The organism is Synergistaceae bacterium (assembly GCA_017443945.1).
In the GTDB taxonomy this organism is placed as follows: domain Bacteria; phylum Synergistota; class Synergistia; order Synergistales; family Aminobacteriaceae; genus JAFUXM01.
This window is the reverse complement of the sequence record JAFSXS010000053.1, coordinates 1-26338: the sequence shown is the minus strand read 5'-3', so window position 1 is coordinate 26338 and position 26338 is coordinate 1. Positions and strand designations below refer to the sequence as shown.

At 40.8% G+C, this 26338-nt stretch carries 20 protein-coding genes and 1 tRNA gene; 9 read left to right on the top strand and 12 right to left on the bottom strand.

Annotated elements, in window-relative coordinates; translation table 11 throughout:
• Positions 1–108 precede the first annotated feature (108 nt).
• From IJT21_05545 to IJT21_05525, 5 genes are read right to left on the bottom strand one after another with little or no spacing between them, the layout of a single operon-like run.
• On the bottom strand, positions 109–1167 hold the full coding sequence (locus IJT21_05545; GenBank protein MBQ7577711.1) for a mannose-1-phosphate guanylyltransferase: 1059 nt from the start codon (positions 1165–1167) through the stop codon (positions 109–111).
• A gap of 1 nt (position 1168) precedes the next feature.
• Complete coding sequence (locus IJT21_05540) at positions 1169–2074, bottom strand: M23 family metallopeptidase (GenBank protein MBQ7577710.1); 906 nt, start codon at positions 2072–2074, stop codon at positions 1169–1171.
• 18 nt (positions 2075–2092) lie between these two features.
• Entirely contained in the window at positions 2093–2977 is an 885-nt protein-coding gene (locus IJT21_05535; protein MBQ7577709.1) for a purine-nucleoside phosphorylase, read from the bottom strand.
• 21 nt (positions 2978–2998) lie between these two features.
• Positions 2999–3808: a purine-nucleoside phosphorylase gene (locus IJT21_05530; protein ID MBQ7577708.1), complete on the bottom strand. Its 810-nt coding sequence runs from the start codon at positions 3806–3808 to the stop codon at positions 2999–3001.
• Between the two features lie 33 nt (positions 3809–3841).
• Positions 3842–7318: an N-6 DNA methylase gene (locus IJT21_05525; GenBank protein ID MBQ7577707.1), complete on the bottom strand. Its 3477-nt coding sequence runs from the start codon at positions 7316–7318 to the stop codon at positions 3842–3844.
• A gap of 868 nt (positions 7319–8186) precedes the next feature.
• On the opposite strand from IJT21_05525, the gene IJT21_05520 reads away from it, so the two are divergent.
• From IJT21_05520 to IJT21_05510, 3 genes are all read left to right on the top strand, one after another.
• A complete protein-coding gene (locus tag IJT21_05520; protein ID MBQ7577706.1) occupies positions 8187–9656 on the top strand; it encodes a sugar transferase in 1470 nt (489 codons plus the stop codon).
• Between the two features lie 236 nt (positions 9657–9892).
• Positions 9893–11320, top strand: a complete 1428-nt coding sequence (locus IJT21_05515; GenBank protein MBQ7577705.1) for an MBOAT family protein — start codon at positions 9893–9895, stop codon at positions 11318–11320.
• A 12-nt stretch (positions 11321–11332) separates the two neighbouring features.
• Positions 11333–12337 (top strand): hypothetical protein, encoded by a 1005-nt coding sequence (locus tag IJT21_05510; protein MBQ7577704.1) that lies wholly within the window; start codon positions 11333–11335, stop codon positions 12335–12337.
• Between the two features lie 158 nt (positions 12338–12495).
• Here the strand turns inward: IJT21_05510 and IJT21_05505 are convergent, their stop codons facing one another.
• From IJT21_05505 to IJT21_05485, 5 genes are all read right to left on the bottom strand, one after another.
• Positions 12496–12867 (bottom strand): DUF1667 domain-containing protein, encoded by a 372-nt coding sequence (locus IJT21_05505; GenBank protein ID MBQ7577703.1) that lies wholly within the window; start codon positions 12865–12867, stop codon positions 12496–12498.
• A gap of 14 nt (positions 12868–12881) precedes the next feature.
• The gene (locus IJT21_05500; GenBank protein MBQ7577702.1) at positions 12882–14135 is read right to left on the bottom strand and encodes an FAD-dependent oxidoreductase; all 1254 of its coding nucleotides are present in this window, start codon (positions 14133–14135) and stop codon (positions 12882–12884) included.
• Positions 14128–15606, bottom strand: a complete 1479-nt coding sequence (locus tag IJT21_05495; protein ID MBQ7577701.1) for an NAD(P)/FAD-dependent oxidoreductase — start codon at positions 15604–15606, stop codon at positions 14128–14130. Before IJT21_05495 ends, IJT21_05500 begins: the two co-directional genes overlap by 8 nt.
• 72 nt (positions 15607–15678) lie before the next feature.
• Positions 15679–17211, bottom strand: a complete 1533-nt coding sequence (gene glpK / locus IJT21_05490) for a glycerol kinase GlpK (protein ID MBQ7577700.1) — start codon at positions 17209–17211, stop codon at positions 15679–15681.
• 129 nt (positions 17212–17340) lie between these two features.
• Positions 17341–18093 carry an aquaporin family protein gene (locus tag IJT21_05485; GenBank protein ID MBQ7577699.1) on the bottom strand — a complete coding sequence of 251 codons (753 nt, stop codon included), beginning with the start codon at positions 18091–18093 and terminating at the stop codon, positions 17341–17343.
• A gap of 325 nt (positions 18094–18418) precedes the next feature.
• On the opposite strand from IJT21_05485, the gene IJT21_05480 reads away from it, so the two are divergent.
• Positions 18419–19630 carry a 6-phosphofructokinase gene (locus tag IJT21_05480; protein MBQ7577698.1) on the top strand — a complete coding sequence of 404 codons (1212 nt, stop codon included), beginning with the start codon at positions 18419–18421 and terminating at the stop codon, positions 19628–19630.
• Positions 19631–19687: 57 nt separating this feature from the next.
• Positions 19688–19763: transfer RNA gene (locus IJT21_05475), tRNA-Ala, on the top strand.
• Positions 19764–19896: 133 nt separating this feature from the next.
• On the opposite strand, the gene IJT21_05470 is transcribed toward IJT21_05475, so the two are convergent.
• Both IJT21_05470 and IJT21_05465 read right to left on the bottom strand, forming a co-directional pair.
• Entirely contained in the window at positions 19897–21006 is a 1110-nt protein-coding gene (locus IJT21_05470) for a hypothetical protein (GenBank protein ID MBQ7577697.1), read from the bottom strand.
• A gap of 29 nt (positions 21007–21035) precedes the next feature.
• Positions 21036–21881, bottom strand: a complete 846-nt coding sequence (locus tag IJT21_05465; GenBank protein MBQ7577696.1) for a hypothetical protein — start codon at positions 21879–21881, stop codon at positions 21036–21038.
• Positions 21882–22027: 146 nt separating this feature from the next.
• Here IJT21_05465 and gatC point away from each other — a divergent pair, with 146 nt between their 5' ends.
• The 4 genes from gatC to IJT21_05445 form a co-directional block, all read left to right on the top strand.
• Entirely contained in the window at positions 22028–22318 is a 291-nt protein-coding gene (gatC, locus tag IJT21_05460; protein MBQ7577695.1) for an Asp-tRNA(Asn)/Glu-tRNA(Gln) amidotransferase subunit GatC, read from the top strand.
• Positions 22319–22324: 6 nt separating this feature from the next.
• A complete protein-coding gene (gatA, locus tag IJT21_05455) occupies positions 22325–23767 on the top strand; it encodes an Asp-tRNA(Asn)/Glu-tRNA(Gln) amidotransferase subunit GatA (protein MBQ7577694.1) in 1443 nt (480 codons plus the stop codon).
• 4 nt (positions 23768–23771) lie between these two features.
• Positions 23772–25232, top strand: coding sequence for an Asp-tRNA(Asn)/Glu-tRNA(Gln) amidotransferase subunit GatB (gene gatB / locus IJT21_05450; protein ID MBQ7577693.1), 1461 nt, complete (start codon positions 23772–23774; stop codon positions 25230–25232).
• Between the two features lie 68 nt (positions 25233–25300).
• A partial coding sequence (locus IJT21_05445) for a glycosyltransferase family 4 protein (GenBank protein MBQ7577692.1) occupies positions 25301–26338 on the top strand: 1038 nt, incomplete at its 3' end.

Genomic DNA, 26338 nt, shown 5'->3' with positions numbered 1-26338 from the left:
CCTTGAATCCGGGTGGGCGGGTGGGAAGAACGAACGATATTCGCGCGATAAATTAACTGCTGATGATGCACAGTTGCAAAAATGTTTTCGCCTTTGACGTTGCATGTATTAAATTTTTTCGTTCATACCGCGTTCCTTGAGAATCTTCACGACATTTTTCACGTCCTGAGAAGCCCCACGGTGTGTAATAAATAATGCGTCGGGAGAATCTACTATCACTAAATCATTAACGCCGTTCAAGACAGCAAGTTTCTCATTTGAATACACAAAACAATTTTTACTGTTTAGAATCATTGACTCGCCGACAGTTACGTTTTTATTCTCGTCGTTGTCTAAAATATCATCGTGCAGAGCGTCCCACGAGCCTACGTCAGACCAGCCGGAATTTACAAGAGGCACGACAGCAACTTTTTTCGCGCGTTCCATTACTGCATTATCGAACGAAATATTTTTTACGCCGGAAAATTCTTCACGCACATTTTTACGCATTGCAAGCGCATATAATTCCGGGTCAGCGTGTTCGAGTTCGCGATAAAGAGCTTCAGGAGTAAATATAAATATTCCGCCGTTCCATAAATAAATTTTGCTAGCTAAATATTTTTTTGCCGTGTCAATGTCGGGTTTCTCTACAAAATTTGCTGCCTCACAATAGCCCCCCTCGTGAAAATTGCCCTGCTTGATATAACCAAAGCCCGTTTCAGGCCGAGTCGGTGAAATCCCAAGTGTCGCGATATAACCGTCCTGCGCTGCTTTGACCGCAATTTTTATAGAGTCGCTGAATACTTTATTATTCTTTATAAATGCGTCGCTCGGAGCAATTATCATGACATCATCATATTTTGCGCCAGATTTTAATAATTCATCAACTGCAAGCAATATCGCCGGTGCTGTACCTCTTGCGCAGGGTTCCTCGATTATAAAATTTTCGCTCAAATTTTCGAGTCCGAATGTCTCATTAAATTGCTTGACCACTAATTTATGCCACTTCAAGCCGCTTATAACACGCAAATATTCTAACGGGACTATATTTAGCATTCTTAACGCAGTATTTTGCAGAAGAGTTCTATTTCCGTGCAGCCTTAAAAACTGTTTGGGCATGTTTTCACGCGATAACGGCCATAAACGAGTCCCGCTCCCGCCGCTTAGAATCATTCCGTAAATATTCATGTTAATTTACCTGCGATTGAGTACCTTTCTTCAACATTTCTGTAATGCTCGTTGACAATAACGGAATCGGATCTACAAATTGACCCGCTAATATTAAACTGTAATGAAGGTGAGGCCCTGTAACTCGTCCGGTGCTGCCTGATTTAGCAATTAATTGACCCTTATTAACTTTATCGCCCTTCTTCACGTTTATTTCTTGAAGGTGAAAGAATGCAGTTATTACGCCGTTCCCTGAGTCAATATAAACGCTTCCGCCCGCATAATAATGAAAGCCTGTCAATAAAACTGTTCCCGCAAATGGTGCTGTAACTTTTGTGCCGTTAGCTGCTCTCAAGTCTGCTCCGTTATGGCCGCTTCTAGGTACGCCGTTATAGACACGTTGAAGGCCGTAATAACTCGTAAGTGTAACACTGCTTAATGGTGCTTGAGGAGGAGTTGTCCAGCGCCGGGCCTTTGTCATAGTTCTTAGTGCTGCACCGATTAATTTTGACTCTTCACGGATTCGCTTTAATTCGCGTTTAGGAGGATTTACCATTTTTTGATTGACTCGTAAATGTTCCTGCGGATATTGACGGGCATTTAATTTGATATTTCCCGACGCTTTATAAATTCTATTTCCCTGCGTAAATTCTATCAAAATGGGATAATCGCCCGGCTTAGTGTTGCGAACGTCAGAGCCTAATAAACCGTAAGAGATTCGCCCAGCTCCGCCCTGTTCGACGTTGAGATTAATTTTTCTGTTCATCCATGTTACAACGGGATCCGAATATTCAGCCGTTGACGTTATAGAAATCGCGAATGCCTGCCCTATGTCCCAGCTTTCCGGAAAATTTACCCACGACGACGCAAATAACGGACTCGCCGCAAACAAAAAAATTATAGCTGCTAGAATAAATATTTTTCTCAAATTTTATCGTACTCCTTGTCATAAAGTTTTTATAAATTTCACTATGAGATCAATTAATTTTTCTGACTCTTTAAAGATTAACACTGCAAATTCATCGTCTGACAAAATTTTATCGCGTTCAATTCCTGCGGCCATGTTCGTAATAAATGAGACTGCGCAAACTTTTATATTCATTGCATGAGCGGCCATTGCTTCCGGAGTCGTTGACATTCCTAATAAATCAGCACCGATTAAAGCGAGAAAATTAACTTCTGAAGGAGTCTCGAACGACGGCCCCGTTAATGCACCATAAACGCCCGTTTTCAGTCCGAAATTTTTCAGAGTCTCAAGAAATTTTTTATCGTAAACCTGAGTCATATCCGGGAATCTTGCATTAAATCGCTCGTCGTTTGCGCCTATAAACGGATTCGGCAAAAAATTTATGTGATCTCTTATTGCAATAAGTTCGCCGATATGAAAATTTTTGTTCACTGCTCCGGATGCATTAGTGATAATTAAATTCTCAACGCCAATTAATTTAAGCACTCTGACGGGAAAAATTACAGCTTTCATCGAGTAGCCTTCATAATAGTGCGGTCTGCCCTGAAGGAAAATAATATTTTTGCCTGCGACTTTGCCGAGAATGAGTCTGCCTTTATTGCCCGGTGCTGTTGCTCTTGGCCAGTGCGGTATATCTTGATAATCAATAATTATTTTGTCATCAATATTTGCAACATCAGGAAAACGGCCAAGCTCTGAACCTGACATTATCGCAATATCGGGCGAATCTTTCATAAAGTGAGCTATATAATTTGCTGCCTCCTGAGCGTCGTTGTAGTCGTAATTTGTTTCTGCAGACGAGCCATTAACGAGCAGTAATACAATAAATAACGCTGATATAAAATTTTTCACAAATCTTCTCATAATAAATAACGCCTTCCCAAATTATAAAGTCTTCACGAGCTTAACAATAATTTCTGCAAGGTGTGAAGCAGATTCTTTCATCTTTGTTAATACTTCGGCTTCAGTCAAAATTTTATCAGGCTCTATACCTGCGGCCATATTTGCAACACATGAAAGAGTGCAGACTCTCATTTCCATAGAATTAGCTGCTAGGACTTCCGGAACTGTTGACATTCCAGCTAAATCAGCTCCAAGAATGCCGGCCATTTTTATTTCTGCTGGAGTCTCGAACGACGGCCCCATAAATGCAGCGTAGACACCTGTACGAAGGCCAAAATTTTTTAACGTCTCAAGAAATCCGGGATAATAAGCGTGAGTCATGTCGGGGAATCTTGCATTCCATCGCGGTTCGTCAGGTCCGATTAATGGATTAGTGCCCATAAAATTTATATGATCTCTGACTGCGATAATTTCACCAGGTTTGAAATCTTTGTTGATTGCTCCAGAGGCATTTGACGCGATGAAATTTTTTACGCCCATCATGCCGAGAACGCGAGTCGGAAAAGTTACGGCCTTCATCGAGTAACCCTCGTAACAATGCACACGGCCTTGTAGCATGATAATATTTTTTCCGCTGACTTGGCCAAGAATAATTTTTCCGCTGTGTCCCGGTGCAGTTGAGCGCGGCCAGTTTGGAACGTCTTTAACGTCGATTATAATTTTATTGTCAATTGAGTCTGCTATGTCTCCGAGTCCCGAACCTGATATTATTGCAGTCTCCGGAATTTCTTTAACGAATCGCATGAGATAATTTAATGCTTCCCGTGCGTCTTCATAGTTGTAAGCAGTCATTAAATTTTTCACCTCTCTATAATTGCGCTAATTCTAACATAATATGACGTGATTAATATATTTCACTGCGTCGGCCTCGCTTGACTCGATAGCGATTTCTACGGATTTGACGGACAAATTTATTAATTGCTCTGATTCGCGTCTTAGAGTAAAAGATTTTTGCACGAGGTCAGAGATTTTCTGCTGGGTGTCAATCTTTATAAATGGGATTAATACATCTCTCAATGTTTCTTGATTCATTCTTTGTTGAACAGAACCACGAGATAAACGCCTTATAAAATCGCTAATAATTGGCAAATTGAAATAAAGTGCGTAAACATCAGGCAAATATTCAGGCGGTAAATGAAAGCAAATTATATTATCCGAACATAAAGCACCGTTTAAGCTATCATCCACGACTCCAAAATTTCCTATAGTGCCTACTCGCCCTGTTACTATATCATTAGTAACAATGAATTTACTAAATTTTTGGGGGTCTACGTAGTGTGAATTATCTTTCTGAATCCTGCCATTTTGAATATCTGTACCTCTCACATAATAAATGAAGCCGGGATTATCTTCGAGCGTAAAATATTCTTCTGCATATTCTCCCGTAAAAATATATTCTGCAATATCAGAAAGCGTTTTTATATTCGGATCATAATTTCGCAAACTATTTTCAATATACTCATATTTAGGCATGAAGTACTCAGCGTCGAGTCTGGCTGCGGAATTTGCGAGAGAAAATAATTTTGTCGTGATATTATGAGATTGAGTCGGGAGTGAAAAATTTAATTCGTCCTGCAAGAGTTTTTGTGCTTGATGATAGAGTGACTCTGCTTCTAGTTTTGATTTCACAGATTTTGTGTACAGTTTTTCTATTGCAGATTGAATCTCTGTTATATCTGGGATTCTTATATTTAATATTGCAGGTAGCGTTAAATGTGGCTGTACTGTCTGACTTGCTGAACGTAATAATATCCCTCTACCGTATGAACTGTGAAGGAATGCCCAGAGAAAATATTTATTCAATCCTTCAAGATTATTTGTTCTAAGAATTATTACATCACGGCTTGTTGCATAAATGGAAAATTCATTTGTAACAAGTCCCACTTTTGCGACGGTTCCTCCCTTAGCTATAACAATATCACCGGGATATGCAAGAGCTATAGTGCTGCTATTTTCTTGCAAAATTTTCATAGGCAGGAAAACTGTAGCATCGGTAATGTTAATAAGTCCGTTGTTAATCTCATTCACTCGTAAAAATGGAATATTGCTTCTATCGTTGTCGTAATATTCTGCTACTGAAGGATAAAACGCGCTGCAATCAAGCCGACCGCCATAATCTGCAATAGTTTTTGCTCCAATTTCGTTTAATTTGTTCTGAAGAAATATGTTATATTTAGAGTAATATTCAGCGTCAAGCCGTCCAGATGATAGCATAACATTTAACATCACCTCGCAACATTCAAGCCCACTCATCAAAGCATTATACTTCGCTTCATTAAATGACGAATGGGCATCAACGAAAAAACTTAAATTTTCCCGCTTGGCAAATTCTATAAACGCTTCTGCAATGCCGTCTTGAGTCTTCCCATCGTGATTAAATAAATCGTGATCCACTATTAAATGATTATGATCATCAAGAATAAAGCTCCCGTTTTCGTCCTTTACATAAATTTTATCGCCGGAATTATCTTTGCTGGGTTTCTGCATGGCCGCAAAAAAAATCGGGTAATCATCACGGCGCGGGCATAAATCATCGTCCCATTTCTGAACAAACAGCACAGACGTTTTTGTACCGGTGTGAGGCTTGAAGACGTTTCCATGAAGACCGACAACCGCGAGAATCCTGCATCTTTCCGCAATGAAATCACGAATATATTTATCGCTCGAATTATTGAATCTCCCCTGCGGTAAAATAATTGCCATACGTCCGCCCGGCTTTAGAAATGATAAATTGCGTTCAATAAACAAAATATCGCGTCCGACCTTAGATTGATATTTGCCGTTAGAGTTTTTGCCGAGTTCATAATTTGCGATAATATTTTTCTGTTGAATATCACCAGCGAACGGCGGATTTGCCATGACAATATCGAAATTAAAATTTTTGCGGCCTTCTTCAGTCTCTGCAAAGTCTATGAACCGCAGCCACCCTTCAAAATAAATTTTCTGCCACGCAAGAGTCTTTGTAAAGTCGTCCCAGTGCATATAATCGAGCGTATTCAGGTGCAAAACGTTCGTGCGTCCGTCTCCTGCGATTAGATTCAATGTGCGTGCGACTCTAACTGCTTTCTCGTCGAAATCGATAGCAAAAACTTTTTCCCGCACATAGTCCTCGCATTCGGGTAATTTTTTCTCGGCGGTAAATAAATTGCTAGGCGGAATACCATTTTTCTCGTAAATTTTCCTCCATACGTAAAACATCGTGTGAACAGGGAAACCGCAAGACCCTGCAGCAGTATCAATCATGCTTTCAGACTCGGACGGATTTAACATTTTGACGCACATATCAATGACGTAACGAGGTGTGAAAAACTGCCCTTTTTCGCCTTTCTGCGATTTATTCATGAGATATTCGAAAGCGTCATCAACTACATCAAGATTCGAGTTAAATAATTTCACGTTCTGCAATGAGGACACACACACGGATAAATGCGAAGGAGTGAGAGAAATTTTTTCATCTTTTGGGAATACGCCCGGCCATTTTGATTGTGCGCTGTCAAATAATGCCTGAATATTTTTCTTGAGTGCGTTGTCAGTGTCGCCGTAATTCATAAATTCGAGAGCGCGTTTTGTGTTTCTAGTGCTTTGAAGTTCGTCATATAATTTCGTGTAAATGAGCTTGAAGACTTCTTCGAATGCGTCAACCCCTGCATTAGCTAATACTTCATCTTCCATTTCTTGAATTAACGATTTGAGGGATCTTTTATTTGCTGCGAGCTTATCATTTGCGGCCAAGTCAGAAATATATTTAGGCTTGTTAAGTAGGTCGCGCAATTTTTGTCCGGCTTGAGGAATAATAGAATCCCGAATTGACTCGAATAAATTTTTCTCATTCCCATCATCATCCTTATTTTTGCGCAGATACGATTCAATTTGCTGGCCGTTAGTCCAGACTCCTATAAGTGCGCCGGTTGCATTGCAGTAAGATTTTAGCTGACTCTTGCCCTCCAGTAATTTGGGTTTCTTGACCTCGACTATAATATATTCTGACTCTGGGTGTTCGCTGTCAAAAATTACGATGTCGGCGCGTTTTATTTCTATTCCGAAGTGTATGGCGTATTCGAGTTTAATATTTTCGCGCGGGTAATTATATTCGTGAATGAGCTTGTAAATAAATAATTGCCTGACAGTTTCTTCCGGAGTGAGTCTAATTTCTTTATCGCGTATGAGGCACTTAATAAACGGGACATCAACGCCCTTCACTTGTTTTGTGAAAATTGCTGACTGTATAGCGTTTATATTTTCCTGACTGAACACTGAGTCATTATAAGTAGTGCCGCTAAAAATTTTATCTAGTGAGTACAAATTGTTATAGCCTCCTTTTGTGAGTGAATGATAAGTTATTATATAGTAAATGAAGTCAATTATTGCATTATTTGCGTGCGGTTTGCTGTGCTTGTGAAAAAATTAATCTATCGCGAACAGACAAAAATTTTATAGTGTGAATCTGCATTTATTGTAATTATTTACGAGCTGGCGGCTTCAGGACTGGTGAAAAAATTAATCTATCACGAACAGGCAAAAATTTTGAAGTGTGAATCTGCATTTATTGTAATTATTTACGAGCTATAAGGGTCGACGGTCAGGACTGGTGAAAAAATTAATCTATCGCGAACAGGCAAAAATTTTATAGTGTGAATCTGCATTTATTGTAATTATTTACGAGCTGGCGGCTTCAGGACTGGTGAAAAGTTTAATTTATTTATTAATTGAGATATTTTGCAAGTATTCAAATTTAACTGTTATAATATTCACGAAAAATTTTTCACTCAATGCTTTGCGAAAGACGAGACTTTTACAACTACATTTACAACTACAAAAAAATTAATTTTTCACGGTTATAATAATCTCTCACACAAAAATTTTATTTCTTTACTCATGCGATTATAATTTATTATCTTGTTATTGATGGAGTATAAAATCTGTATTTATTATAATTATTGCACGAAACTTTTAACGCAAATTATCCCGCCATAATCGATAAATCAGCACGGACAAACATTGCAATCACCGCCCAAAATATTTATAAAAAATTTTCCCTAACAGCACAGTATTTGTTCATCCCGCCCGGATTGAAAGTGTAGCGCGAATATGCAAAAATTTTATAGTGTAAATCTTCGTGAATGCTGTAAAATTAATTTATAATTTATCTGAAAAATTTTTAAAAAGGGGCTTGACAAAATATTATGAATCGTGTAAAATCGCACATCACATCACATCACATCACATATATTATTATCTTTTACCGAGAGTCAAGAAAACGTCGCGGTTTATATTTGCAATTCTTCAGGGCGTAATTGATGCTTTACTATATTATACATGCTTCGAGGCTATAATATTTTTCACGAAACAATCGCAAAATTTTACTTCCGAAGTGCTGATATTCTTAACGGGCACAATGTTAGCTTGCTTTCTCTTCACAAAATTATACGGGTTCAGAAATTGGACTCTATGGGAAGAAACCAGCGCGATATTAAAATCTGTCCTGTTAATTTTGCTGCTAAGTACTCTTTATCTTTACGCTAATAAATTTCACGTGTCATTTCTTGCTATTTTGCTGGGAAATTTTTTCTTCATTCCGGTTATAATTACGGCGAGATACTTTTTCCGGAGTATTTTATTTCGTGCGGGGCTGCTTGCGAAGTCTATAATAATTCTTGGAGCAGGCGAGGCAGGAAAACTAATCGCAAAGAGCATTCAATCATCAACATTTACGGCGCGAAAAATTTTGTGCTTCCTTGACGATGACGACGATAAACAAAATAAATTCATTCAGGGCGTGCAGGTACTCGGCAAAATAAAAGATTTCGAGAGCATTCAATCACAGTTAAACGCAGACGAGGCCGTTATAGCAATCCCTACAGCTTCACGGGTAAAACTCGCTGATGTCCTAAACGATATAGAGCAGCATATTGACAGAGTTTTATTTGTGCCTGATATGTACATGCTTACGACTTATTCGGCCAAGATTCGCAGCATTGACGGAATGCCGGTTATTTCTTCATCGCAGGGACTCTTGAATCCCGTCAACGTTGTAATAAAAACTATAATTGACTATATCGGAGCAGTAATCGCGCTGATATTCTTTACTCCCGTTATGTTATGGGCAGCTTATAGAATCAAGAAAGAGGACGGCGGGCCAATATTTTATAACCGCGAGAGAGTCGGCTGGAAGGGGAAAAATTTTATAACGTACAAATTTCGCACTATGCACACTAACGCAGAGGAAATTACGAAAAAATTATTTAAGGATCCGGAAGTTTTTGCGAGCTACAAACAGGGAATAAAGCTGAAGGATGACCCCAGAGTTACGAAAATCGGCGCATTTTTGCGAAAAACGAGCATTGACGAACTCCCGCAGATATTTAATATTTTCAAGGGAGAAATGAGTCTTGTCGGGCCTCGTCCGCTGATAAAATCTGATGTTGATTTAGTTTACAGTGATGATTTGACCGTCAAAAAAGTTTATACAGCAAAACCGGGCTTAACCGGCATATGGCAGGTCAGCGGAAGAAGTGATTTAGACGCAGAATTTAGGCGCAAAATAAATTGTTATTACGTTCATAACTGGTCTGTGTGGCTTGACATTGCAATATTATTTAAGACTCCTTTAGCGGTATTATCGAGTAAAGGCGCATATTAAAATTTTTCTGTGCGTGAGGGTATTTTTTGCGCAAAATAAATGCTAGAATCAAGCAAAAATTTTTCGTAAAGGAGCTTGACATCTAAATAATGAGCTTGTATACTCGACACGCACAACGCACAACGCACAACGCACAACGGCACGACTCTGCTCTCTTACACAATTTAACTAATCTTTATCAATTACACGAAATTTTTTGCAGCAAATCTCCTGCAACAGCACAGGGGGTGTGAAGGGTGTTATTTAACTCTTTCCAGTACGGGATATTTTTTCCGATTGTATTTGCTATTTATTGGGGACTGCCGGATAAATTTCGCTGGCCTGTGATTCTGATTTCTAGCTATTATTTCTATATGAGCTGGAATGTAAAATATGTTGTGCTAATTTTATTTACGACGATAATATCATATTTTGCAGCACTCTTAATCGAACGTTACAGAGATAATCAGCCGGCAAAAAAATTTATTCTTGTTTTCTCGTTAATTGCATGTCTGGGAGTCTTGTTTGTGTTCAAGTATTATAATTTTTTCGCGCAAAGTTTTGTGAGCTTCATGGATTTATTTGCGATAAAATTACATCCTGCGACGTTAAAATTATTATTACCTGTTGGAATATCGTTTTATACATTTCAGACTCTGGGCTATGTCATTGACGTTTACAGGGGCGAGGCTGGGGCAGAAAAAAATTTTGGAATTTATGCGGCGTTTATCTCATTTTTTCCGCAATTAGTTGCAGGGCCTATCGAGCGCACAAATAATTTACTGCCTCAAATTAAAGCAAAACACGTTTTCAATTACGAGCAGGCCTCATACGGGATAAAATTAATGACGTGGGGATTCTTCAAGAAATTAGCGATTGCAGACACTTTAGCAACATATTCTGATAGAGTCTTTAATCATGTGCATAGCTATCAGGGATTTGCGCTGATTCTGGCGGCTTTATTCTTTACGATTCAGATTTATTGCGATTTCAGCGGTTATTCTGATATTGCGAGGGGCTGTGCTAAGATGATGAATATTGACCTAATGGAAAATTTTCGGAGTCCTTATTTCTCAGCAAGCATTAAAGAATTTTGGTCGCGGTGGCATATTTCGTTATCGACATGGTTTCGCGATTATGTATATATACCGCTGGGAGGGAATCGAGTTAATAAATTCCGGCATTGTTTGAACTTGATGATTACGTTTATAATTTCGGGACTCTGGCACGGTGCGAACTGGACATTTGTAATTTGGGGAGCTGTTCACGGACTTGCGCAGGTGATAGAAAATTTTTTCACGCGTCCAAAAAGTTTAAGGGCGTTGCGGGTTATGATGACATTTACATTTGTGAGTCTTGCGTGGATATTTTTCCGTGCAAATAATGTCAGTGAGGCGCTGTATATTTTCTCGAATCTTTTCACGGGGATAAATAATTTATGGGAATATTTTGCGATTAATGGCTATAAGGTTTTAATCATATCTAATTTTAAGAAATTCCGAATAATAGTTGCTGTCATGGCATTAATTATCTGGGATTATGCCAGCTTAAAACATGATGTAATAAACTTTATGACCTCACAGAAAAATTTTATAGTTAGATACGCATTTTATTTCGTATTGCTGACTGTATTAACTTTATTCAGGACAGCTGAGACTACAGAATTTGTTTATTTCCAGTTTTAGGAGATGACTCACATGAAAAAATTTTTGCTTAAAGTCTCAATATTTATTTTGTACTCGCTTATTTTACAAGTGGTTATATCGATTATTATAGATCCTTTCAACGTCTTTCATGCTTATAATATCAGAGATAACGGAATAGAACCCAACAAGAATTATGTCAAGATGAAATACATTCTAGCGAATCCGGAAAAATTTGACAGCTTTATGTTCGGCTCTTCAAGAGTAGGAAATATTCACACGGATAAAATTTCGGACTATAAAGTTTACAATATGACTTATTCAGCGGGAACACCTCGTGAACATTTAGACAATCTGAAAACTTTTCTATCACATAACATATATCCTCAAAAAATATCTATAGGTGTTGACAGTTATTCTTATACAGAATTGATAGATGACCATATACATCAACATTTTAGATGTCCGTATGAATATTTGCGTGATAATTTCATACATTTTTGCAGACTATATATAGATATAGCGAGGAATATTGAAGCGCTTGAGGGAATATTGAAGCATTCTCCATCAAAAAAATTTGTCGAACGATTTTATAAATATGGCTGGAACAGTGATTATAATCGTGAAACAAAATTTGACTGGAAGAAATCTCCTCTTGAACCTTCATTTGGCAGCAAATATAATTTATCCGGCACTCTAAATGACTTGCGTGAAATTGTGAATCTATGCCGGGAAAATAATATCGAGCTGGTAATATTCACGAATCCAATGCACAACGTTACTTATCGAGCCTCAGTTAATGACAAAAACTATTTTGAATTTCTCGAAGGGCTTGCGCAAATAACTGACTTCTACAACTTTAGCAGCCTGAATAATATAACTCTCAACAATGATAATTATTTGGAAACTAGCCACTACAAAGCAGAAGTCGGAGATATTATTATTAACGTCATTTGCAACGGCGCACAATATCCGGAATTACAAGCACAGGGCTTCGGAGTCAAAGTTACCCGCGATAACGTGAAGGATTTAATCACATTGCTTGAGTCTCAGCTATGATTTTTCCGCCGCCGAGCAGGGTGGGCGGGTGGGGCGAGGCGGCGGACTCTTAAAACTATTAGGAGTGTCAGATTTTTTGTGTAAATGGAATCTGAAGTTCAGTATTTGCAAGTATTCAATTTTCTAATTACACAAAATTTGGGACAAACCCTCACTATTTATAAAGCTGCTAAATCTCGGCTTGCAACAATATCTACATCAGTCCCGCATACATTGTGTATTAAGACTTGGCCGATTTTCAACGGTGCTGCGACATCAAGTTTTGCTACTTCACGCGCTATATCAAATAATTTTCCCTTAGGAGCTGGAGTCTTACTTCTAATCGGGCAGACCGGCAATTTTCCGCCCTTGACTCTAACTGTAGAAGCAAAAACGCGTCTAGGATCTTTCACTTCGGATCTTGCGTAACTTTCTCCGCGCGGGCATGTATTACCCTCAACTTTTACAACTTCGCCGAAATCATCAAGACTCACGCTTAACCCGCAGCCTAATGGACACGACACGCAAATAAATTTTCTTGTTTCGCTCATAATTTATCACCTCTTTAAACCGGCTGAATGTCTATAATAATTTCTTGCAGGTCGGGTAACGCTTTTATCTGTTCGGCCTTAATTTTTACTTCGTTCATTTCTCCGGGACGCGCATAACGCAATCTTTGCGAATATAAATCATTACTTGCGAAAACTTTGCACGCCTGCTCAATCGGATGAGTTACCCGCATAAAAATTGTCGTGTCAGTCTCTCCCGTAACAAATTGAGGCGAAAAGAGTCTAACATTTTCCCCGCCTTTAACTGGTATACGCTTAATATCACTCGAAATTTTACCTGCTGCGAATTTTGCGGCACTTTTTCCGGCGAGTAATCCTTCATCGCTTACGTTGTCAACTAAATCATAAACTATTACGACATTTCCGGCGGCAAAGATTCCCGGGTTCGTAGTCTGCAATAAATCATTTACAACAGGTCCGCCCGTAACTTTGTGAATCTCTATTCCGGCCATACGTGATAATTCATTTTCAGGGATTAACCCTATCGCAAGCAATAAAGTATCGCACTCTATGAATCTTTCAGTACCCTTAATTGGAGTCATTTTGTCGTCAACTTCTGCGACCGTAACGCCTTCGAGTCTATCCTGCCCGTGAATCTTTGTAACAGTCGTCCTTAAATGAAACGGGATCCCGTAATCGTCGAGACATTGTGCAATATTACGACGCAAACCGCCCGGCCAAGACATTACTTCATAAACGCCTTCAACCTCAGCACCCTCCCAGATCATTCGGCGGGCCATTATCAAGCCTATATCACCCGAACCGAGAATAACTGCGCGTTTTCCCGGCATAAATCCTTCCATATTTACGAATCTTTGAGCAGTACCAGCCGTATAAATTCCTGCGGGACGAGTGCCGGGGATTCTTATTGCACCTAATGGACGCTCACGACAGCCCATTGTCAAAACTATTGCTCGCGGATTTAGTGATTCGATTCCGCGTTCTTTGTTCATTGTCCAAACGGTATTTGAGTCTTTGTCGATTTGGAATACCATAGTATTTGTACGGAACTCTACGCCGATTTCATGAGCCTGCTTTATGAATCTATGCATGTATTCAGGGCCGGTTAATTCTTCTTTGAACGTTCGCAGACCGAATCCGGGGTGTATGCATTGCTGCAAGATTCCGCCCAAGTCCCAATCACGTTCAATTACAACGACATTTTTTGCGCCTTCCTGCTTTGCGCCGATACCAGCAGCGACTCCGGCAGGGCCAGCTCCGATTATAAGCACGTCAATATTATTATTCATTAGTGCCGGCCTCCTTGTTGAGCAAAAATTCTTTAGTTTTACCAGCTAATAATTTGGACTCTCCGCCGTGCCTTGTTATTTCGTCCAAGGGGATATTTAATTCGCGCGACAAAATTTCTGCGACTCTAGGACAGCAAAAACCGCCCTGACAGCGTCCCGTCCCTGCACGAGTCATCATTTTAACGGCTGTAATAGTTCTTGCACCGCGTTTGATTGCCTCGATTACCTGACCTTCTGTAACTGTCTCGCACCTGCAAACTATTTGAGCGTATGATGGATTTTCCTGCGCTAATTTCTTTCTTGTGTCCATGTCCAAATATAAGAATCTCGGAATATTACGGCGTTCAGGTATAAATTTTTCGTTAGGGATTAATTTAATTCTGTCTGATAGTTCTTCCTTGAGTAAATCAGCAATATAAACAGCGATTGCAGGCGACGAAGTAAAACCGGGCGATTTGATACCGGCAGCATTCACAAAACCGCGCGGAGTCTTCAATGCTTTAATCTCGAAATCTCCTGACTCTGTATTAGCTCTTACTCCTGCAAAAGTTGTTATGTTCATGTTCACGGGGAAATTAGGAACGAGTCGGCGCGCACCCTTGAGAACTTCTGCGAGACCTTCGGGCGTTGTAGCTCTGTCTTCGGGGTCTTGCTGTTCCGTTGCTGTAGGGCCTGCCATTAGATTCCCTTCTGCTGTGCGTAAAACTGTTATGCCCTTGCCTGCCTTTGACGGACAAGAAAATAAGAAGCTCGTTACAAAATTTCCGGTTGTGCGGTCAAGCAAATAATATTCGCCTTTTGTCGGGATAATCTTAAAACTTTTATCTCCGGCCCATTCTGCAATCTCGCCCGAATGAACTCCGCCCGCATTTATTACAACAGGAGCAAAGAAATCGCCTTTATTTGTGTGAACGCCTTTAATATTTTGCGATTCATCGAGTATTAAGCCCGTCGCAAGAGTCTCAAGAAATAATTTAGCACCGTTAATTTTTGCGCTTTCTATCATTGCGTTGACGGCCTCGAAATTGTTTATTATTCCTGCTTCAGGAGACCATAAAGCCGCTACTATTTCTGGATTCGTATTTGGTTCGCGTTCACGTAATTTATCGCCTGAAATTATTTCAAGTCCGGGAACACCGTTTTTAATGCCCTGATCTAATAATTTTTCCAGGTGCTTGACTTCAGAGTCATTGAATGCACACACGAACGACCCGCATTCATCCAAATGTACGTCTAATTCGTCTTTGAGCTTGTGCCATAATTTATTACCTGGAACGCAGAATTTTGCTTTAATTGTGCCGGGCTCATCGTCAAAACCTCCGTGAATCATTGAAGAATTTGCCCTGCTTGCACCTGCGGGAAGTTCTGAAGCTTTATCGAGTACAGCAATATTTAATTTATATTTCGAGAGTTCCCGCGCGATTGAAGCTCCTGTAATGCCTGAGCCAATTATAATCACGTCATAATTCATGAAATTTATTCCCCCTCACTAAAAAATGACAGCCCCGTTAATGGAGCTGCCGTTATTGAGTCAAAATATTTATTAGTCTGTCCAAGCGCGTGATTTCTCGATAGCTTTCTTCCAGCCTGCATAAGCCTTTTCGCGCTCATCTGCTGCGAGTTCGGGCGTGAACTTGTGATCTTCTGCCCAGTTTGCGCGAATATCGCCTTCATCTTTCCAGAATCCGACTGCGAGTCCTGCTGCATAAGCTGCGCCAAGTGCTGTAGTCTCATTTACGACCGGTCTAACAACTTCAGCACCGAGAATATCAGCTTGCAATTGCATCAATAAATTATTTACAACTGCACCGCCATCGACTTTGAGGGCCGTTAATTTTTTGCCGGAGTCCTTCTCCATTGCTTCGATAACGTCTCTAGTCTGATAGCAGAGACTCTCAAGTGTTGCGCGTATAATGTGTTCTTTGCGGATATAACGAGTCAGGCCGACAATAGCTCCTCTTGCTGTCATGTCCCAATAAGGCGCGAAGAGTCCTGAGAATGCAGGAACGAAATAAATTCCGCCTGAGTCTTTGACTTTGCCCGCAAAATATTCTGTTACGGGTGCATCATCAACGAGACGCAAATTATCACGCAGCCATTGAATCGCAGCACCAGCAATCGCAATAGAACCTTCAAGAGCGTAATAACATTTTCCCGGCTCACGTGAATAAAACGCTGTTGTCAAGAGTCCATTTTTGGAAGGAATCGGCTTATCTCCAATGTTCATGAGCATAAAGCAGCCTGTGCCGTAAGTATTCTTTGCTTCTCCCTCGCTCAAACATGCCTGGCCGAATAAAGCTGCCTGCTGGTCTCCTAAATCGCCAGCTACAGGAATTTCTGCGCCGAACGGTCCTGACGCTGTTGTTTTGCCATAAACTGCACTTGACGGCATAATTTTAGGAAGCATTGACTCGGGGATCTGTAACTCTTTTAACATTGTCTCGTCCCATTTAAGAGTCTCGATGTTCATTAATAGAGTTCTTGAAGCGTTAGATACGTCTGTTACATGAACGCCGCCATTGACACCGCCGGTTAAATTCCAAATCAGCCACGTATCAGTGTTGCCAAATAATAACTCGCCTTTTTCTGCTTTCTCGCGCGCGCCGGGTACGTTGTCGAGAATCCAGCGAATTTTTGTGCCGGAAAAATATGGATTTATAAGAAGTCCGGTGATTTCTTTTACTTTGCCTTCGCCTTTCTCGTTCTGACCCCAGCCCGGTTTTTTCAGCCATTCTGCGCAAAAATCTTGAGTCCTCGTGCACTGCCATACAATTGCGTGATAAATGGGTCTGCCGGTTGATTTTTCCCATACAACTGTAGTTTCGCGCTGATTAGTGATTCCGACTGCTGCAATTTCTTCAGGTGAAATATTGCCCTTGATTAATGCTTGTCTGATAACGTCTTGAGTCCTGCTCCAAATTTCCATTGCGTCATGTTCGACCCAGCCGGGATTCGGGAAAAATTGTTCATGCTCCATTTGATGAGAAGCTACCGGCCGGCCGTCCTTAGCAAATAACATACAACGAGTGCTTGTTGTGCCTTGATCTATTGCAGCAACGTATTTTTTCTCTGACATTGAAAAATTTTCCTCCTGTTTGATTTCTGGTGCGGTTGTAGTAGTAGATTCTTTCTTGCTTCCGAATAATTTAAATAGCATTGTTTCTACTCCTGAAATTAATATAATGCGCGGGGGCAGAAAAATTTTTTACATTAATCCGAACGCGTGGCAGAAGAAGTAAGCAGCTACAGCACCTACAAGCGGGCCGATGACAGGAACCCATGAATATCCCCAGTCAGAGTCTCTCTTGCCGGGAATTGGAAGAACAAAATGCGCGATTCTGGGGCTTAAATCTCTTGCAGGGTTAAGAGCGTAACCGGTCGGGCCTCCTAAAGCTGCACCGAGTCCGTAAATGATTCCAGCAACTAAGAAAGTACCAACTCCGGGTGTAAAGCCTGCTTTTGTTGCAACACCTTCAGAGAACACGCACATAATAAGCGTAACAAGGAAAAATGTAGCAATTGCTTCAGTCAAGAAACAGCAGGGTAAGCTGCGTTCTGATTCACTCTTGTTAGGAGCAGTACAGAAAACGCCGAGCATCGCATTAGAATCTGAACCCTTCCAGTGACTCAGATATGCAAGCCATACTACGATAGCACCGCAAAATCCGCCGATCATTTGAGCAATTATAATATTGCATGCCTCACCCCATGAACCGTAAACGCCTGCGAGAGTCTTTGCAACTGTTACAGCGGGATTCAAATCTGCCTCTGCGCTTCCGAATGCATTTGCCGCGAAAACTCCAAGACCTACAGCCCAAGCCCAGCCCCAGCAAATATGAACCCAGTTAGAGCCATTAGCTTTTGAGTCTTTGAGTACTAAATTTGCAACGTTGCCGTCGCCGAATACTACTAGAACTAGAGTGCCGAAGAATTCACCTAATACAGGTCCTGTCGTCATAATAAAGATTCCTCCTGTTAAGATTTAATAATAAATTTTATGTAACTCTTCCGGAAATTGCCCCGCCTGATTAATCAAATCTGCCCCCGCAAAAATTTTCATCAGTCAATAAAGCAAATTCCCGAAGTAATGCCCTAAAATCTCATAAATAAATCTGTAAACATGTAAACAATAAATATTTTAGCGCAATTATTATTTATGTCATAAGAAATTTTGCGGTTTACACTTTACATAAATTTTTCGAATCACTGTATAATTATTAACAAGTTCATAAAAAATTTTTTCTCGCAAAGGAGCTATTTATATCGTGGATAACAAAAGCAACATGAAGAACATCGGAATAATCACATCCGGAGGCGACTGCGGCGGACTCAATGCAGTTATCAGAGGTGCGGCAAAGGCTGCATTAATGCGCGGAATCAGAACTTATACGATTCCAAACGGTTATGCAGGTTTATATAATCTCGTTGATTTCGATCACCTTGTAGAGCTCGACGAAGAACGCACGGATCATGTAAATTCGTCATTTGCAGGAAGCGACGCAGGACACAGCAGAGTCAAAATTTCCAAGATTAACGATCCCGACAAATATGACAGAATCATGATGGGATTACGCAAGCACAATTTAAACGGGCTTGTAATTTCCGGCGGTGATGATACCGGAAGCGTTGTCGTTGATTTATCAGAACACGGAATCCCCTGCGTTCATGCTCCCAAGACAATGGATTTGGATTTACAGACTTATTCTGTAGGCGGAGACTCGGCAATCAACAAAATTGCTACGATCGTTGACGACCTCAAGACAACAGGAACGACTCATAATAGAATCATGGTCATTGAAGTTTTCGGACGTTATGCAGGCCACACAGCTTTTAGGGGCGGAATTGCTGCCGACGCTGACTGCATATTAATTCCTGAAGTACCTGTAGATTTCAACGCAGTTTACGATCATTTGAAGCATTATTACATTCGCAGGATTCTTAATTCCGACGTTCACGCAGGCACTTACACAATTGTTGTAGCTGAAGGTGTAAGAGGCGAGGACGGAAAATTATTCTCTGACGGCGGAGCAGCACAGGCGGACTCGTTCGGTCATCCAAAGTTAGCGGGCGCAGGAAGATTCGTAAAAGAAACCCTCGAAAATATGATGCGTGAAGACCCCGAAATCAAACAATTTATGAAGACTTCCGGAATGTATGTCCCCGGCGTGTTTGAGATTCCTGAGATTCGCGAAGTTATTCCGAGTCATATTGTCCGCAGCGGTTCGACTTCTGCATATGATGTAAATTTCGGCAAACAAATCGGAGCAGCAGCAGTAATTTTGCTTGACGAGGGAATCAGCGGCGTTACAGTCGTTAAAATGTACAACGGCAAAATTAGATACATGCCGACATCTGAAGCGATCGCACAAAGATTCGTGGGACTCGAAAGCGTTACATTCTATGAGCAAATGGACGTATGCTTTGGCCGCCGCCGTCAAGAGTATCAAGCAGTATTAGAAGAAGTACACGGCGCTGTCGAACGTCAATACAGCTAATTTCTTGACAATACAACGAGTCGAGAATAAAATATTTTGCGTTTTACGGAATGCATTGGGGCTGTAGCGCAGTTGGGAGCGCGCGACATTCGCATTGTCGAGGCCGGGAGTTCGAATCTCCTCAGCTCCACCAGAATATAATCAGATACAATTTCTTATAAATATAGAAGCCTGCAATAAAGCGGGCTTTTGTGTTATTATCACTCCGACAAGCAAATATAAATAAAGAGTCCCGACGACAAAATCATCAAGACTCTTGCAAATAATTATTTATTTCTTGACTTCAACGCGAAAATTACAGCAATAATGCTTAATCCCGCAAATGTTCCCGAATTACAGCCGCTAGATCCTCCGCCTGAATATATATTAGTGTCTTCGTCTTCATCAGGATTAACAGGCGTTTCAGCAGCAGTAACTTCAACTACACTAATATTGCCGATAGTTGATTCTCCGCTCACGTCAGCACTATAAATCACAAAATAAAAACTTTCAGGGATATTCACTTTTCCGCCGTTGAAATTCACGAGATTATCAGCGTCAATAGTTATGCTTCCGTCAGAACTTGTAACAACGCTTGCAACATAACTCGGAAATAATACGCCGTTAGTGTCGATAAATAAATCTGGCGAGTACATTGCATTAAATAACGGGTCTAACTCGTCGGGAATTGATGGTAAAGAGCCGCGTTTTTCGTCTGCGCTTATTTCGGGCGTGTACTCGTAGTATTCTGTCATGTCGACTAAGATAATTTCTGTCTGAACGCCTGCTGTTAATGCTTTGCCGCTGTTGTCTGCGAGAATCTGCGAAAATTTACGGCCTGACAATGTTTCATAATCGGGATTGAGATTCTTCACATATTGATCGTCAACTGTGTAATCCGGTTCATCTTCAACAGGAATCCCGGCGATAGTGGGTGATTCTTGTTCGGGTTCGTCGTCAACGTTTGCGTCAGATACTTTTGTGAAGGCCTTAATACATGCGTTCATAGGGTGAGGGGCGTTATTTTCTTTATTATATGCTCCGTCGACCCATTTATTATCTTCATAAAAATAGCTTTCACGGTCATAAACTACGGCATAATCAGAATATCCGTTAATTCTTGTTTCTGTAGCGATAGGAAATTCATATGAAGGATTTGTAATGTCAAGTATTACGCTGAAATACTCGCCTTTGTTGAGAGTTGCGGGATCAGCTAATTTATAAGTGTGATAGCCTGCAAGAGGAATTATAATATCTTTGCTTTGTTCAATCAGTGTGCCGCTGTCAATATTTGTATCTGGGTGAGTTGTGCTGTATTTTCTGATTGTAACGGTAACTGCTGCATCGTTCTGAGTCGTATAGAATGATACTTCTTTCAAGATTTCCCCGTCGCTTATGGCCTTGAAGACGTTTGCAGCACTTGAAGTTAAACCCGTTCCCCATGACGAACAGACACTGTTGGAAGGTTATCGCCTTCTGCTGTCCCTTTTTGGCCTATGCCGTAATAATATGCGCCTGTTGTCTTATTCGTGAAGCGTTCATCAAGTGCAGCACTGTAACTGATTGTGAGAGCACCTTTTGTCATGATTAATTTCTTGAGTTCATTTCTATTTTCGGGCAGGAACATAATATCATAAGAAATATCATCGGCCACAAAAGACGCGTCTGTGATTCTAAGTGCTGTAGGGTAATAATCAGGACTCTTGATATTTGCTGCTGATTCCTTAGCTTTAGTATCGCTGTCAAAATCTGAATATGGCAGACCGTTTTTCTCTTCGATAGGCCCCCAGCCCCAACCCCTTGACATAATCGCAAGAGCCTGCAAAGTACTGCCGCCTTTAAAGACTTGATTATATTGCGGATTTTCTACAAGTTTGTTGTTGATTACCAAGCTGAAATTATATTTTTTGTCGGGATTCATGTACCTGAACCATGATATATAAATTTCTGACAAATCCATATCGCTTGAAGTAAGGCTCAAATAATTTGCTATGACATCATTTGAAACCTGCGTTAAATATCCTGTCTCGACTCCAGCAAGAACACCGAACGCCCAGCAAGTTCCCCAAGGATCTTGATTTCTGATTTGAGGTACAACGCCGTAATCACGCAAATCAAATGAAGCCGGCAGAGTCTCATTATCTGCAATGCGAACTAAATTTTTCCCCGGAACACTCACAGTACGCGAGAAATCAAACGGTACGAGGTCAGCAAATGCCGATGTCGTGAAGAGAATTACAAGTGATAAAGCAAGCAAAAATTTTTTCTTCATGAAAATTTCTCCCTTCATAATAAATTACAGCAATGATTATAAAATTTTTAGCAATTTACAGACACACTTTTTATATGATTTCTCTTGCTATAATATTCACGAAAAATTTTATATTTTACTCAACATTAAGAAGGAGAGTTAATTTCGTGAAACTAACTAGCGAAGAAGTAAACAGTATCGCATTAGAATCGCGCCTAATCCTTACAGAACAAGAATTAGACGGTGCTGTGCGTTACATAAATAATTTTCTTGACATGCTCGACAGATTCAGAGAACTCGATTTGAAAGACGTAGAGCCCTTCAGCTTTGCAGAAGTCCTAGAATGCCCCTTGCGTGATGATAAAGTCGTACAATTCCCGGACACTGAAGCAATCTTGCACGAGAGCGCACACGTTGACGGCTCATACTTCAAAGTGCCGCGCATTATGGAGGAATAATTTACTATGGAACTTTACGAATTAAATTTAACCTTTGCAGCTAAAGGACTTCAGGAGAAAAAATTTTCTGCCGCTGAACTTTTCGAGTCCTGCAAAAAACGTATTGACTCATGCGAAGATAATATTCACGCGCTTATCACCCGCACTGACGATGTAGCAAAGCAGCAATTAAACGAGTCAAACTCTGGAATCTTGGCCGGAGTCCCTACGATCATAAAAGATAATTTATGCACTAAGGGAATCAAGACTACAGCAGCGAGCAAGATTTTAGGAGATTGGCGGCCGCCTTATGACGCTACAGCATGGAAATTTTTACGCAATGCCGGAGCCGTTCTCATGGGTAAAGCTAACATGGATGAATTTGCGATGGGCGGTACCTGCGAAAAATCTGCGTACGGGCCGACTCATAATCCAAACGATTTATCACGAGTCCCCGGCGGAAGTTCGGGCGGAAGTGCTGCGGCGGTTAGTGCCGGTTATGTGCCTTTCTCGCTCGGAAGTGATACAGGAGGTTCAATTCGTCAACCTGCTGCTTATTGCGGAGTCTACGGTTTCAAGCCTACATATGGAATGGTCAGCCGTTACGGTTTAATTTCTTACGGTTCATCATTAGACCAAATTGGCCCGTTTGCGCGCACAGTGATGGACTTGCAGTTAATCATGTCAATAATTTCTGAGTATGACTCCTATGACTCAAGCTGCTTCAGAGAGAAGAAACACGATTTCACGCACTCTGACAACGTAAGTATTAAGGGAAAAAGAGTCGCTCTCGTGAAAGAATTTCAAGATTTCACGCTTGAGTCTCCCATTTCTGAAGCAATGAAGAGAACGCAAAAAATTTTAGAGGACGAGGGAGCAATCATTACAGAAGTATCTTTGCCGGTTGTAGCGCGTTATGCTGTAGCTTGTTATTATGCGCTTGCAATGAGTGAGGCTCATACAAATTTAGAACGTTACGACGGAGTCAGATACGGTTATACAGTTAAAGACGCAATCGGCATTAAAGAAATGTTCGAGCGCGTGAGATCTGAAGGTTTCGGCAGTGAAGTTAAAGCAAGAATCTTAGCCGGAACTTGTTTAACTGAGCCGACCCGCTGTGAAGAATATTATGTAGCAGCTACCAAAGTCCGCACCCTCATAGCGCAGGAATTTACACGTGCATTCGGTGAGACAGATTTTATTTTGCAGCCTGCATCACCCACATTGCCCGGAAAAATCGGCGGTTCAAATTATGACGCTCTGAAAGAATACGAGGCAGATTTATATACACTTCCCGTTAATTTAGCAGGATTGCCGGGACTCTCGTTCTTTACGGGATATTACGGAGATTTACCCGTCGGACTTCAATTAATCGGCGCAAGGTGGAGCGACACAGAAATTTTGAACGCAGGACTCATTATCGAACGTCATACAGGATCGCCCAAAATCGCAGACGGAGGAGTGAAATAATATCATGTCTGAATTAACATTTACGCCCGTAATCGGCATAGAGATTCATATTAGACTCAAGAGCGACACAAAGATTTTCTGCAACTGTTCAACAAATACAGATGTCCCGCCTAACACGCACATTTGCCCGATTTGTATGGGTCTGCCTGGTTCATTGCCTCATTTGAATCACAGAGTCGTCGAACAAGGAATGCTCGCGGGAATGGCCTTAAATTGTACAGTGCAGCCGAAATCTTTATTTTTCCGGAAATCCTATTTTTATCCCGACTTACCAAAGGGACATCAAATCAGCCAGTGCGATTTACCCATCGTAGCAAACGGTTATATTGAAGTTCACGACGCAAACGGGAATCTCAAGAAAATCCGCGTTAATCATCTGCATTTAGAAGAGGACGTTGGGAGCCTTCATCACAGCGCGTCAGACGGAAGACTTGAAGGTGCTGATACTTCATATGTAGATTATAACCGTTCAGGAATGCCCCTCGCCGAAATTGTTTCAGAGCCGGACGTTTCATCAGCAAGTGAAGCAGTAGAATACGTTACAACATTGAGAAGGCGCGTAATTTATTCGGGTGCGTCAGAGGTTGAGCTCGAAAAAGGTATGATGAGATTTGACGCAAATGTTTCAATGAAATGTTCCGACGGCCGCTGGGGTCGCAAAGTTGAAGTAAAGAATATGAACTCATTTAAGGCACTCGAACGCGCAATAGAATTTGAGATCAAGCGTCAGAAAAAATTAATGCTCGCCGGTGAAGAAGTCAAGCAGGAGACCCGCCACTGGAACGACGCAAAAGGAGTTACAACAGCGTCAAGAGTAAAAGAATTTTACCGCAAATTTATCGTTGAGCCTGATTTACCGCCGTTATTTATTAATCAAGAGTGGATCGACAGAGTCTCGGCGAGAATGCCGGAAATGCCCGACGTTAAAGCAAATCGTTACGTGAAAGATTTTAATTTGCCGCGTGAAGTTGCTGATGTCTTGACCGATGATAAAAATTTAGCTGAATATTTCGAGTCATGCGTAAAGTCAGGAGCTAATCCCGTTAGAGCAGCTCACTGGGTAAGGACTGAAGTTTTGCGCGTAATGAACGAGAAGCAGCTAAAAATTTCTGATTTCATGATTAAACCTGAAGTTCTCGCGGGACTCGTCGCAAAGGTCGATGACGGCAAATTATCAACGACTCAGGGCAAAGAAGTATTTGATTATATGTGCGAAAATAATTGCGGCATTAACGAAGCTGTTAATAAACTCGGCATTACTGAAGGCGGAGTCGCAGGCAATGCATTAAACGAGATAATCAAGAACGTAATAAATGCAAATCCTGATGTCCTCGAAGAAATTAAATCAGGCCGCGACAAGAAGGGCAAGAAACTAAAATTTTTGCAGGGTCTCGTCATGAAGGAAACAAAGGGACAGGCCAAGCCTCAAGAAGTCGCAGAAGCAATCGCCGAAGCAGTGAAATAAATAAATTTTTCCCCTGTCATGACATTAACGGCAGGGGATTCTTACTATTGAAACGAGGTTGACAAAAATTGAGTAACGAAAGAAAGCCGGTATTCTGTACACTTTATAATATTACGAATGAGCATTTAACAAAGGAACCCGGATTAATTCCCTACGGCCTATACAAATATGAGGGCTATGATGCTTTTGTTGCAACGTATATTAATGACGATTACCCAAATTTAAAATATTTGCCGGGACTCAGAATCGAGGAAGTTCCAAAAATTTCCGGCGATTGGGTAAAAGATTCGTGCGCTTGGCTCCGTAAGAATGCCCGCCGAATAAATGTCCTGAATATTTATCACTGGGGCTTCACTATATATAAGAAACATACATTCATATACAAATTATTAAACCCGTTCGGAAAAGTATATCTCAAATTTGACGGTGCTTATATGCCCGGTCCCGGCCCTAATTTACTTCATCCGAGATTACAATTTAGGCTGCTTAATAAATGCGTGAGTTCAGAGCTTAAATGCTATATTGACGAACTATCACGAAGATGGGGAAAAAAATTTATGCACGTGCCTAATCCATTAAGCCCCCATGAAATAAGAGACTTCAAAAATTTTTCACAGCGTTCGAATACAATATTCACTGTGGGCAGGCTTGGTACTTATCAAAAAAATACTGAGCCGTTACTTGAGGCATTCGCAAGAATCAGCGCGCAAATTCCAAATTGGACTCTAAAACTTGCAGGCAGAATCGCAGAAAATTTGAACATTGCCGACGATTTTTACGCGAAATATCCGGAGTTAAGAGAACGCGTTATTTTTGTAGGTGAGATCAGAGACCGTGAACAATTAATAAATTTCTACAGGGATGCGAAAATTTTTGCTTTCCCGTCACATTGGGAAACATTTGGTATAGCATTAAGTGAGGCAATGTCGCATGGGTGTTTCCCTGTTGTTAGCAATATTCCATCGAGCAAAGAACTAACCGGAGATTTCAAATTTGGGCTCGGCAGTGAGGTTGATGATGTAGACGGGCTCGCGCAAAATCTTTTATACGCCTGCACCCATGAAGATGAAATAGAAAAATTAGCCCGCGAAGGAAGAGAGTCAATT